The sequence below is a fragment of the Bradyrhizobium icense genome (genome assembly GCF_001693385.1).
GTDB lineage: Bacteria > Pseudomonadota > Alphaproteobacteria > Rhizobiales > Xanthobacteraceae > Bradyrhizobium > Bradyrhizobium icense.
On record NZ_CP016428.1, the window covers coordinates 4,186,338 to 4,198,074 of the forward strand.

At 61.0% G+C, this 11,737-nt stretch carries 14 protein-coding genes and 1 tRNA gene; 5 read left to right on the forward strand and 10 right to left on the reverse strand.

What is annotated here, in order from left to right; translation table 11 throughout:
• Positions 1-57 precede the first annotated feature (57 nt).
• Positions 58-258 (forward strand): hypothetical protein, encoded by a 201-nt coding sequence (locus tag LMTR13_RS19735; RefSeq protein WP_065729280.1) that lies wholly within the window; start codon positions 58-60, stop codon positions 256-258.
• 81 nt (positions 259-339) lie between these two features.
• Here the strand turns inward: LMTR13_RS19735 and LMTR13_RS19740 are convergent, their stop codons facing one another.
• The 4 genes from LMTR13_RS19740 to LMTR13_RS19750 form a co-directional block, all read right to left on the reverse strand.
• Positions 340-771: a hypothetical protein gene (locus tag LMTR13_RS19740; RefSeq protein ID WP_065732825.1), complete on the reverse strand. Its 432-nt coding sequence runs from the start codon at positions 769-771 to the stop codon at positions 340-342.
• 70 nt (positions 772-841) lie between these two features.
• Complete coding sequence (locus LMTR13_RS39410; RefSeq protein WP_083219092.1) at positions 842-1,195, reverse strand: hypothetical protein; 354 nt, start codon at positions 1,193-1,195, stop codon at positions 842-844.
• Positions 1,196-1,388: 193 nt separating this feature from the next.
• Positions 1,389-1,988 carry a formyltransferase family protein gene (locus LMTR13_RS19745; RefSeq protein WP_065729281.1) on the reverse strand — a complete coding sequence of 200 codons (600 nt, stop codon included), beginning with the start codon at positions 1,986-1,988 and terminating at the stop codon, positions 1,389-1,391.
• A gap of 245 nt (positions 1,989-2,233) precedes the next feature.
• Entirely contained in the window at positions 2,234-2,479 is a 246-nt protein-coding gene (locus tag LMTR13_RS19750; protein ID WP_065729282.1) for a hypothetical protein, read from the reverse strand.
• Between the two features lie 161 nt (positions 2,480-2,640).
• Between LMTR13_RS19750 and LMTR13_RS19755 the strand changes: the two genes are divergently transcribed.
• The 3 genes from LMTR13_RS19755 (at position 2,641) to LMTR13_RS19765 (ending at position 6,063) form a co-directional block, all read left to right on the forward strand.
• Positions 2,641-3,036: a hypothetical protein gene (locus tag LMTR13_RS19755; protein WP_065729283.1), complete on the forward strand. Its 396-nt coding sequence runs from the start codon at positions 2,641-2,643 to the stop codon at positions 3,034-3,036.
• A 202-nt stretch (positions 3,037-3,238) separates the two neighbouring features.
• On the forward strand, positions 3,239-5,572 hold the full coding sequence (locus LMTR13_RS19760; protein WP_065729284.1) for a PAS domain S-box protein: 2,334 nt from the start codon (positions 3,239-3,241) through the stop codon (positions 5,570-5,572).
• A gap of 98 nt (positions 5,573-5,670) precedes the next feature.
• Positions 5,671-6,063, forward strand: coding sequence for a response regulator (locus LMTR13_RS19765; protein ID WP_236843029.1), 393 nt, complete (start codon positions 5,671-5,673; stop codon positions 6,061-6,063).
• 21 nt (positions 6,064-6,084) lie between these two features.
• Here the strand turns inward: LMTR13_RS19765 and LMTR13_RS19770 are convergent, their stop codons facing one another.
• Together LMTR13_RS19770 and LMTR13_RS40865 are read right to left on the reverse strand one after the other, a co-directional pair.
• Positions 6,085-6,477: a hypothetical protein gene (locus LMTR13_RS19770; RefSeq protein ID WP_065729286.1), complete on the reverse strand. Its 393-nt coding sequence runs from the start codon at positions 6,475-6,477 to the stop codon at positions 6,085-6,087.
• 213 nt (positions 6,478-6,690) lie between these two features.
• Entirely contained in the window at positions 6,691-6,990 is a 300-nt protein-coding gene (locus LMTR13_RS40865; RefSeq protein ID WP_156795683.1) for a hypothetical protein, read from the reverse strand.
• Positions 6,991-7,448: 458 nt separating this feature from the next.
• On the opposite strand from LMTR13_RS40865, the gene LMTR13_RS19780 reads away from it, so the two are divergent.
• A complete protein-coding gene (locus LMTR13_RS19780) occupies positions 7,449-7,655 on the forward strand; it encodes a hypothetical protein (protein WP_065729288.1) in 207 nt (68 codons plus the stop codon).
• Between the two features lie 1,437 nt (positions 7,656-9,092).
• Here the strand turns inward: LMTR13_RS19780 and LMTR13_RS19785 are convergent.
• The 4 genes from LMTR13_RS19785 to LMTR13_RS19795 form a co-directional block, all read right to left on the reverse strand.
• Positions 9,093-9,431, reverse strand: a complete 339-nt coding sequence (locus LMTR13_RS19785; RefSeq protein WP_236843030.1) for a PilZ domain-containing protein — start codon at positions 9,429-9,431, stop codon at positions 9,093-9,095.
• Positions 9,432-10,635: 1,204 nt separating this feature from the next.
• Positions 10,636-10,908 (reverse strand): DUF3551 domain-containing protein, encoded by a 273-nt coding sequence (locus LMTR13_RS39415; RefSeq protein WP_335622025.1) that lies wholly within the window; start codon positions 10,906-10,908, stop codon positions 10,636-10,638.
• Between the two features lie 152 nt (positions 10,909-11,060).
• Positions 11,061-11,252, reverse strand: a complete 192-nt coding sequence (locus LMTR13_RS19790; protein ID WP_065729290.1) for a hypothetical protein — start codon at positions 11,250-11,252, stop codon at positions 11,061-11,063.
• Between the two features lie 338 nt (positions 11,253-11,590).
• Positions 11,591-11,666, reverse strand: a tRNA-Lys gene (locus LMTR13_RS19795).
• Between the last annotated feature and the right edge of the window lie 71 nt (positions 11,667-11,737).

Here is an 11,737-nt window from a genome sequence, read left to right on the forward strand (position 1 = left end):
GGGCGGGCTGTTGCCCGTCAAAGCGCATACCGAAAAGACAAGGGATATCGTGAGCCAATGACCACTCGATCGACCTCTGCGGATTTCGTGACTGCCTTCGCAACCGGCTGGCCCGAGCACCAGCCCGACATCATGGTCCTGTCGTTGACCACGCACCGCGGCGTGCAGGATTTTGCGTTCAACAAGGAGCAGGCCTTGCTGATCGCCAAGACCATCAAGGAGACCGCGGCGAAGCTCGAGAAGCCAAAGACGAGCTAGGGCGATCGCCACACCCTGAACTGTCGTCGCCCGCCAACGGGTCGCGCGAACGCGCGCTCGCGGGCGATGACGTCGGATTGACTACTTCGACAGCGAAATATTGGCGGCCCGGAACTGGCTGTCGGCCCTCAAGGCGATCTGCTGCTTGTTGCCGCTGGTCTTCAAGGCAATGTTGGCGGCGAATCCGGCTGCTTGGGCAACCACCTGGAAGCTGCCGTGGGCACCGCGGCCCTGAATGGTGCCGCCGATATTGCGGCTGGACTCGGTCCAGGTGCCGCTGACTTCACCGCCGGCTGCGGCGACCGCGGCCGCCAGGTTGAATTTGTAAGCGTCGCTGGCGCAGGTGAGGACCATTTCCATGTTGGGTCCGAAAACCTTGTAGGTCGCGCGGCAACGAATCCGTTCGCTCGAACCGTCGTCAAGGGTCACCGTGCCGCCGCCGGACCAGGTGCCGGCCATGCCGGCGAAGGCGCTCGACTGCGCATGGCTGGTCGAGGCCGCTGACGCGGCCATAAAAAAAGCGACGGCTGCGAATGTCAGCCGCCGCTTTTTGGCGAAAAATTCAAAAGAAGCCTGGCTTGCCTTACTGACGGGACGCTTCCCATCGACCGCTACATGCGACACCAGCTGAAGCCCCATTCCATTTCCCCGATCCGGAGTTGCCACTGAGTTGACCGTTCGCATATGCACCATTGATCGAGACCCGCACAAGTCCCCCGCTGCCGACGCTGCCGGAAACCGGACCGCCCGAAATCTTGCCGCCGCTGACATTCACGGTCGAGGTAGTCTGCGCATCGCAATTGCCCGTTTTTGTGACAACGGTGACCTGCCAAAGACCGTCATAGGGGTTCTGGGCGGAGGCGGGAGCGCTGGCGAAGGTGGCGGCGGAAGCAAGCAACGAGACAAACAACAGGTTGTGAATGCGGTTGGAGCGCATGGATCAAGGACCTCGAAATGTGTGTGATGGCGCGCCTTATCTGGTCACAATGTGTCCAAACTTGGGTGCGCCGCAGCACTGTGGAAAGTTCCCGCGATCTCAAACACATCAAGGTGAATCTGGTTCCGGCTTGGGGAACGAAAATTCGCAGTTTCGTCGCGATCGCGCCGGATTGGCGGTATGATGGTAGAGATCAATGCTTGGCGTCGGTCAGGCTCGGTGCCTTGGTGGCAAATTCCTCATCTTGGGGCGTGGCCGGCAGGCTGCCGTGGGTTTTGGCGTGGTAAATGACATCGGCCAACAATTTCTGGCCGAGCGGCGCCAGCGCACGTTCCCAGAGCTCTCGGGCGGTTTCCCCTTTTTTGACGAACACCCATTCCTGTGCGGCGATCGCGCCGGCATCCATCCGGTCGGCGAGATGATAGATGGTACCGCCAGCGATCGGATCGCCTTCCTTGACGGTCCATTCGACTGCGGCGATGCCGCGATGCCGGGGCAGCAACGAGGGGTGATAGCCAATGCCGCCGAGCTTGGCTGTGGCCAGCGCCTCCCTGGTGACGCGGGCATGGCTGTGTGCGGTGACGATCAGGTCCGTCCTTGGTGCGATTTCCGAGGCGATCACGAGCTTCGGATGGGCCTGCACCACGAGGTCAATCCCGGCGGCCTGTGCCGCGGCGGCAAGTCGGTCCTCGCCGTCGTGAACGACGACGCGAACAATATCGACCCCATGTTGGCGTAGGGTGTTCATTGTCGTCACGCCAAAATGGCGGGAACCGACCAGGGTAATCCGCATGTGTTCTTTCCGTCGTTAATCAGGCCGATATGCCGATAGCACACGATGCCGGCCTGTTTCGATGCTCGCCGACCGGCTCGCGGGTTATCAACAGGGCGGGCCGGCTGAGCACAGGCGGGGCGGCAGGCGGCTAGAGCCTTTCGGTTCTGATTCAATCAGAACCGGGCTCTAGATTCTTGTTTTGACGCGTTTTTCTGACGCGAACCGGTGTCCACTTCGCTGGAAAGCGCTCTAATCCTGTCCCGTCACCACGACAGGATTCGCAGTTCTGGCCTGGAATAGGGCGAGGCCGGTGATCGGACCGGCTCGGGCTGTTGTTCAGCCACCCTTTGCAGGCACGCCCGCAAGTCGGCGCTGCACTGCTTCATCTGGTTGCGCAGCTCGCGCCGGGCGAAGGTGGTGAGGGTGGGATCGCCAAGCTGATGCCAGGCAGCGCGCAGCCACTGCTGCAGGGCGCGGATATCGGAATCGAGCACTTCGGGCTGGTTCATGCCGCCGGAATCTCAAGACGTGATCGCGCCTTGATTAGGACTGATTCTCTCGCCGACGCCTACTGCGGAACAGGGCGGACAGCACGAAATGGACTCGCCTGGAAGCTAGGGAACGCGCGTCCCATATGTTCGTTGAGTGGGAGCCTCCTGGAGAGACCTCGATGTCCCGCAATCCGGCGCTTGTTCTCTTCGTGGCGTTCAGCCTGATCGTTCCCGTAAAGGCATTCGCACAACTGACGCCGCCAGCCGGTTCGGCGGGCGCCGGCAATTCGCCGATATCGGGCGTGCCGTTCGGACCGGCCAACCCCAGGGCGCTCTCCGATCCCAGCGGCATCGGCAATGCCGCGAGCGTGCCACCGCTCCGCCCCAACCCCCCGCCGCCGGCCGTCTCCTACGGCTCAGTCGAAGCGCCGCGCGCACGTGTCGTGACGCCGCCATATCCAACCGCCTCGCAGCGGATCATCAGCGCGCGCAAGGCCCGCCCGCGCAAGCCGCCGGTTCGCCCGCGGGGGCGGCCCGAGGTGAGTAGGTTCACCGGGATCTGCCGCGGGTGCTAGCGATCAAATTACGATCCATCCTGCGGGAAACGAAGCGCGCCGGAAGACTGACATTTCCGCTCCCTGCCACGGCCAGGAACAAATTTTCTCTTGCCGGATTTGTCCAAGGTCAAGCGCTCAGCGGTCATGCGTACTGGTTCCTGCATGTGCCGACATCGAGTATCGCGTAACGCGAAATTGCCCTTGGGCAGGGATGGCGAGAATGAACATCCAGCGACGGACGGCCAAAACTTTCTCCCAGCCAGGCCGGTCCGCCTTCCTGGACGTGCCTCATCTGCCTCGCGATGAATGGCGGCAGGCGCACGAAGACAGGCTGGCTGTCACCTACGAACATGTCGGCGTCGGCATCGTCGAGATCGATGAGGCCGGGCGGATGCTGCGCGTCAACCAGAAGGCCTGCGAACTGGTGGGACGAGAAGCGGCCGACTTGCTCGGCGGTTCCATCTTTGACGAGACCTCGCCACAGGACGTCGCGCAGGATCTCGCGCAGTTCCGGCGACAGATCGCCGGCGAAATCGATCGTTACACCATCGAAAAGCGTCTCGCGCGCAAGGACGGTTCGTGCTTCTGGGCGGAGGTGACGTCCTCGAGCGTTCGCGATGCGTCTGGAAATTTCCTTTATGCGGTGCGCGTTCAGCATGACATCAGCGCTCGCAAGGCAGCCGAACAGGCGCTGGCGCGGCGCAGCGAAGAGCAGGCGGCGCTGTTCCGGTTCTCGGAAAGACTGCAATACGCCACATCGTTTCCAGACGTTTACGACGCCGGCCTGGACGCTATCGTCGGCGCGCTTGCCTGCCGGCGCGCTTCCATTCTCCTGTTTGACGACAACGACATGATGCGTTTCGTCGGATGGCGGGGTCTTTCGGACGGGTACCGTCAGGCCATTGAGGGCCACTCGCCATGGGGCAGGGATGAACGAAATCCGCGCCCGGTCTATTTCGAGGATGTCGGCGCTTCAGCCCTTTCGGATACCCTCAAGGAAACGATCGCCCGCGAGCACATCGCAGCCGTGGCCTTCATTCCAATCCTGATCGGCGGCCGGCTCGCCGGAAAATTCACGGCCTATTACGACAGGCCGCATCACTTCATCGAACCGGAGCTCGACGTCGCGCTGACGCTCGCGCGGCAACTCGGGTTTGGCATCGCCAGACTGAGGGCGGAACAGGCGCGATGCGCCGCCGAGGATCGCGCGCAGCAACTTGTGTCCATCGTGGAATCCTCCGACGACGCGATCATCAGCAAGGATCTCGACGGGATCATCAGGACCTGGAATTCAGGCGCCGAGCGGCTGTTCGGCTATAGCGCCGGCGAAGCCATCGGCAAGCCCGTGACGATTCTCTTTCCGTCGGGACGCGAAGACGAGGAACCCGGGATCCTCGCGCGCATACGGCGCGGCGAGCGCATTCACCATTATGAAACGGTTCGCCGCCGGAAGGACGGAAGCCTTCTGGACATCTCGCTGACCGTCTCGCCCGTGCGCGACCGCGCAGGAACTATCGTCGGCGCGTCAAAGATCGCCCGCGACATCACCGATCGCAAGCAAGCCGAACGCAAGCTGCGAGAGAGCGAGCAGCGTCTTTCGGAATTGCTCGCGGCGATTCCCTCCGCGATCTATACGACCGACGCACAAGGGAAAATCACCTATTTCAACCAGGCGGCGATCGACTTTTCGGGGCGGACGCCTGTGCTCGGCAGCGACGAATGGTGTGTCAGCTGGAAGCTGTTCAACCCCGACGGCACGCCGCTTCCGCACGACCAGTGCCCGATGGCAATTGCGCTGAAAGAAGGGCGTGCCGTGCGCGGCGCCGAGGCAGTTGCCGAACGGCCGGACGGGACGCGGGTGCCGTTCATTCCGTTCCCGACACCGCTGCGGGACTCTTCCGGCAAGATCACCGGCGCCATCAACATGCTGGTTGATATCAGCGAGCGGCGGCAAGCGGAGACTCAGCAGCGGCTTCTGCTCGATGAACTCAATCATCGCACGAAGAACAATATACAGATGCTGCAAGCGTTGCTGTTTTCCGCAGCAAGGACTGCGCGCAGCGACGAGGCGCGGAAAGTCCTGAATGAAGCCAGCGCACGGATCGCGGCCATGGCGGCGGCACAGCGTGTGCTGTACGGCCGAAGCGATGCCAGCCGCTTTGCTGCGGAGGAGTTTCTGCCGGCGGTTTGTCAAACCATCCGGCAGTTGCTGCCGCCGGATGCACGAATTGAGTGTAGCGCGGCGCGTGGCGTCCTTTCCAACGATGTGGCTATGCCGCTCGCGCTGATCTTGAATGAGTTGCTGACGAATGCGGTGAAGCACGGCATCAGGGACTATGCGAGCCAGAGCGTCCGGGTCAGCCTGACCGAGCATGACGGACGGCTGGCCCTTTGCGTCGAGGACGACGGCGGGGGGTTCGACCTCGAGGTCGTGCGCAAGACCTCGTCCGGGCTCCAGCTCGTACTCGGCCTCGCACGCCAGCTCCATGGAACGCTTCACGTCACGAAAAACCCATCGCGGGCGTGCCTCGATTTCCCCGCCGCGAAAATCTAAAGCGGCGATCGATGACGCATCCGCAAAGCGCAGGTCATTTTGCGTTGCCATCCGACCCGGATCGGACCTTGTCGCCATCTGTCGAACAGACCCAGCGCATGGAAGACAAGCAGGGTCCGCCGCGGGTTCTTGTCGTCGAGGATGATTTCCTGATCGCCTTGCAAACAGAAGTCGCGCTGACGGCAGCCGGCTTTGAAGTTGTCGGTCCGGCCACGACCGCCGAGGAAGCCGTCGCGCTGGCCAGTGACGCGCAGCCGACGCTTGCCGTGATGGATATTCGCCTGGCCAGCACCCGCGACGGCATCGACGCCGCACGGGAACTGTATCAGGACTTCGCAATTCGCTGCATCTTTGCGACCGCGCACGACGATGTGCGCACGCGGGGGCGCGCCGAGCCCTACGCCCCGCTCGGATGGCTGCCGAAGCCATACACTATGGCGTCGCTGGTATCGGCGGTCGTCGAGGCTCTCGCGCAGTTGCGCCGGCCGTAGCGGGAGCGCAGCGCGCGATGCTCAGTCGTCATCATAATAATAGCGGCGCCGACCTTCATATCCGCCGCCGTAATAGCGCTGGCGACCCACCTGAAACTGCGGCGGGACCGTTCCGGTCGGGTAGCATCGACCGTCTCGGCTATCCTGGTCCGCGCCATGCCCGCACGGAATGGGATAGCGGCCGCCGCCGCGATAATAACGCGGATATTGCCTTCCCGCCTGATCCTGCGGATGCAGATATCCGTTCGGATAGCAGAGGCCGTCGCGCGCGCTCAGATCCCAGCCATGGCCGCATGGCGGGGGATGGGCGGGTACGCGATATTGCACGGCCTGAGGCAAGACAGGTTCAGCAGCGCTCCCGGGCGCTACGCTCAACTGAGCGGCCAGTGCTGCGGCGGCAATGCTGACGATCATTGGTTGGTCTCCGATCAAACCAGAAGCTGCCGGCGCTTCCACGACGCGCTGACCGGTCGCCCGATCACAAGGCTGCTGTTGCAACGATGCAAATATATCGAAACAGGCTCTGAATATCCCATGAACATATTTCAGATATCGGACGTCAAATCCTCGGCAACGGCAGTCCCGGGATAGCCGCGACTCGGCGGACAGACGTTCAGCATCGCCGCACTATCGCATTTCGTAATAGCCGTTACGTCGATAGTGATAGCGCGGGCGGCCGGCCTGGTATTGCCGTGGCACCGTGCCCGTCGGATAGCAGAGCCCATCGCGGATATCGACGTCCGTGCGATGGCCGCACGGTACCGGCCGTCGGCCGCCGCCATACTCCAGGGGGTAATACCGGCCCGATTGAAACCGCGGCGGCACCGTTCCGTTCGGGTAGCACTTGCCGTCCCGCTCATCGAGGTCGTAGCCGTGGCCGCAAGGCGGTGGATGGCCGCGACGGCGGTACCGGATTTCTTGGGCCAAGCTATCTTGGGCCAAGCTTTCTTGGTCCAAGTTTTCATGGGCCAGGATTCCTTGGGCCAAGGGGGTACTTTCGTTCTGCGGGTAGGCAGGCACTCCCAATTGTAGCGCGAGGGCTACGCCGGCAATGCTGGCGAACATCTTTCGGTCCTCCGGTGAACACTGAAGGGCGCCCCTGCGGGCGATCTCCGCTGCTACGGCGGATTGTACCCTCCGGTATCGATTTTGTGGGAGCTGATGAAGCTGCATCTTGCGACAGCGCACGACGATGCACGCGCTACCGAGGCCCACGCCCCGCTCGGGCCGCGCGCCAAATCCAAAAATCCCTCGTTGAGGTGGCCGCCAGGCTGCCGCACTGTTGGGTCCGGCCGTTGCGCCCGGCATCCGCAACCGGGGCAGAGCTATGGAACTTTCCAATTTTTCCCGATTTAACGCAATGGCAAAGATGGAGAGTAGCAGAGATGGCCAAGCGCTGGAGTGACGAGGATATCAGAGATCTCAAGAAACTCGCTTTGCAATATTCAGCCCAAACAATTGCAGAAAAGATGGATCGAACCGTAGCCGGGGTGGTCTTCAAGGCTCAGCAGCTAGGAGTATCTCTAAAGCCACGCTCGCGTCTTACCGGTTCGACGGCCAGTGACCTCCATCGGGGGGCATCAGACGTTTGACAAAGACCGCCGAGGCGCTACGGCGCCAGAGGGGACGTGTCGCCTTCTACGCTCAGGCGCTAGCCGCTGCGATAGGCATCCAGCGCATGGGCGGCGAAGATGCCCACGCTGACCAGGGCGAGGATTGCTGCTGAGAGCTCGATCATTTTTCGGCCTCCCGCTTACCTATTGCAGCGAGAACTCTGTCGCGTGGCTCGTTCCAGACGAGATTGAAAGAGAATTGCACGGTCGCGTCCCTGTTTCTGTTATTAACCAGGTACGCAGCCGTTTGTTTCACGCATGGTCGAGTAATCTTGAACTCGACCGATGGCGAGGGCGCCGGAGCTAAATGGAAAAGGGGAGGGCGTTCGGCCAGCGCTTTTTCATCCCGGCGGCAACCTGGAAGGCCAAGCGATTTTCGGATCGCGTCGATGGGATGAACTTGGCATGCGCTCGACGGGCGGCCGCCTTCTGTCGCCCGCGCTGGCGCCTGACATATCGTTTGGATCGCGTATGCATTTGGCATCGCTCCAAGGTCCCGGCCATGACCCTCTCACTGAATTTGAGACTTGGCAACCAGAGCAGCGCCAGCTTTGGGAGTGCAGCGCACAAACTGTTTTGCTTTTGCGAGGTGCGAATCTAGGCGAGACTTGGCCAGCGACATGTCATTGGGGATGAGCATGGACGTCGTAGAGCTCGTTATTTACGGCTTACTGGCTTTGTGGGGGCCGCCCTTGTTGTTCGCGGCGTACTTGTTACGTCCGATCAAATGAACCGCCTCACCATCAGACAATGAGGGATAGCCGGCCGGCTATCGCGATCACGGCAGCGATGAAGTCCTTCACTCTCAGCCATGGGTGGGACCGATCATCGTTCAAGACGAAGCCGCCAGGCGAAGTAGGATCGCCTGACGGCTTTGCTGGTGTGGGCCCGGACGCTTGGGGGATTGTCCGGCGGCCAATCACTAGGCGTGGCCGCGCCGGGCGGCAACCGATGTCGCAGTTTAACCTAACCAGTCAACCTTACCGAGCGCGATGGCTTCGGTCTCGGAGCGGCCTCCAGACGAGGTTGCTGCTTGAGCTTAAGCTCTGCCATGTGCTCCGACAAATTTCGCGGCGTCCCGCCGTCCCTTCGACTTCTCTTTCACGACGTGGACTTTCTGTCCCATTACCAGTGTCCCCATTCGGAAGATATTGCGTTAACTTTTTCTTAAACATTCGGCTGAGATAATTCAGAGTTTAAGAAATTGCGAATCATCGGGCTGGAGATTTGCCATGCTCACGACGGTTCTCTTGATGGCTTTGGCCGCGCTGGCCGCTTGCACGGCTATTCTCGTAAGCTTCGAATTGTTGGCGCGGAAGCGAAGGGCGTCATAACGGCTTCGGGCGGTAAGCCGATGCCCATTGGGGCGGCGAGGGTAGGGCAGCCGGACATCGGGAGCCGAACGGCTGCATAGAGCTACAGGTCGAAGACTACGCCAAGTCTGTACTCCTTGCGCCACACAACGCGACAAGGGAGCCTTAGCTTGTCGTCCGGCAGGATCAATGTGAACTCATTGGGAATGCGGATCAGCTCGGAAAAGTCCAGCGCCGCGCCCGTGCTGGATATGTCACGAACGATACAAGGATACTTGTCGCCGCCGTAATCGATCTTGGCAGGCTTCATCACGCGAACACGTGGAGCAATCCGAGTTTCCACCATCGCAATAATCCATTTTGAAATGCCGCCTTGGTAGCACTGAACGGTTAAAATCTTCCAAAAGATGGAACGAGCTTGAGCCGCTTCGTGCCTGCTCAAATAGCGGCCTCACATTCGATGCCCGCTTACGGCACGCGCTGCAGACGAACTGAGCCTCAATGCCCGACAGCCGCGCAGGGTCCAGCTAGCGATCGGCGTTGAGAACAGTCGCAGGCGCTGCATTGCGCCAAATTCTGCCAAGAATCGAAATCAGCCTGAACAAGCCATTAGGGGAGTGAGTGCCCTGGCGTGGCATGGCTCTGCGCATGTCGTCCGGCAACGTCGTGCGCAGGGCCTTCAACTGTTGGAAGGCTCCGGCTGGGCGCCCTGTCTCCTCGGCACAAATCCAGTCACTTAGCAACGCCTTTGTCAGTGACCGTACAGACCGTCTCCAACTGGCGGCCTATTCTGCAGGGCCCCTGGCTAAATGCCCCCAAGCCCCTAGCCGGGGGTATTCTCCAAGGTCGGCGGCCCCGGTGCGTTGCGTATTGCCGGGGCCGCCAGAGGGAGCATCAGTTGACAGACGAGTGCATACCCGGTCGGTTCAACGCGGTATGCACATCATGGATTGCCGGCTCCATCGGTGATATGGGCCGCAAGGGGGAGATGGCTGGGATGTGGCCGGGCACACGTTCCGAACGGGCATAGCTTCCTGCCATCCGTCGCGGACGCACGCTCCTTCTGACGTGCTGCGACAACCAACGCCGCATCCGCCCGTAGCCGAGGCTGGCCCAGTGAGAGCGAAAAGAGCTACAAAGAAGGCCCCAAAGCAGGCAAAGCGGATCATCATGGCGGCTCCTCGTTGTCTTGAGTGCACGGGTTAACATTGGCTCCGTGAATACCGTTCCTTTGCTCTGCTCGGATCCAAGCTGCAGCCGGTCTCTGGCGAGCTCATTGCGGCGAGCGGTCCCGGCGCGGATACGCAACGCTGCACCAGGACCGCTAACCCAATGGCTTTAGGCACCCTCGCGGGGCTGGCAGCAAAGGCTACCCGGCAAGCCATCGCTGTCATGTTAGCTTCACACTTGCTACTTTTTCCCGGTCACAGTGTCGCATCATTGCTCCAGTGTCGGCTTTGGAACAGACGCGCCCCATTCCTGATGCTTCAATGTCCCGGTTTCAGCACGTGCAGTTACTTACCGAGTTAGCCCGGCCAGTGGCCGGGCTTTTTTCGTGGGCTACAGCGACCCCAGCGTCTGCCCGACGATACCAGCACCAAGCTACCAGCATGGCGTAAGCGGTCTGGCGGCCAATCCGGTTCACTTTAGTAGATCCGAAGATGCCGCCGATAACCCGCGGGCCCTTGCGCGCCTCCGAAATATGGATTGATGACACACTGTGCCGAGCGGCCCGATGCAGACGCGTTGCATTGAGGCAGCGACGTGTATCGGCACTCGTAATAGCTAGCTGGGCCGTACACTCGCAAGCAAACCGGATAAGCCGGATCGTACATCTGGGCAGCCGCCGGTCCTATTGAGACTGTCCCGATCGCCAAAATCGCCAAGGGCAGAATGCGCATCAGAGCCTCCTTCGGCATTCAAATCCAAGACCTCATACTCGAAGGCCACACCTTCCGGATCGTTCTCCTCGAACCATTTTTCCGCGGCGTCCTCGCTCGCAAACCTTGTCACCAACGTGGTTGCTTGTGCGGACAAGGGGAGGCCGGAGCCTGCAGGAGTGCCTCACCTTTTAGCTGACAATCTCCCTGACCTTGATGCCGCGCAAGGCATCGATGCAGTCAGCCACCAAATGCAAGAACTCTTGCCGCTTTATGCGCTTCACCTGACGCCCTTCCATATTAATTAGAATGAACTTCGCCATGTCGTGGGCGACTTCAAACTGCGATTTGCCGGTAACCTCAACGTCTATTCTCTCAGCCATTTCCCTCTCCGCTAGTTGTCACCGTCGCGATCGACCAGTACGCAGAGAAAGCGCTGGGCAAGCGCGACTACTTTCTCAACAAGCCCTACGGCGTCGGTTAGCGCCGGAATCGTCGCGCGTCGGGCCGCTATTTAGGAACCATGTTGGCTTCGAAGCGTTCGATGCGGTGGCTTCCGGTTTGCGTCGCCATACAGGCTCCCGCCGGAAGTGGACGGCTCTGGCGCATCTCGCTAGGGCCGTTTTGTTCACCCCGGCGGGTCGCATTGACGATTGTGCCCCGGGTGTGCCCCCAGCTTCTAAAAGCAAATCGCGGAAATGCTGTAAGTATCTGATTCCATTGGTGAGCGCGGAGGGACTCGAACCCTCGACCCCATGATTAAAAGTCACGTGCTCTACCGCCTGAGCTACGCGCTCACTCGCCGCGCTGTGTAGGGGGCGGGCCCTTGCGGGTCAATAGCAACCCCGCGGCAAATTCATGTTCGTTT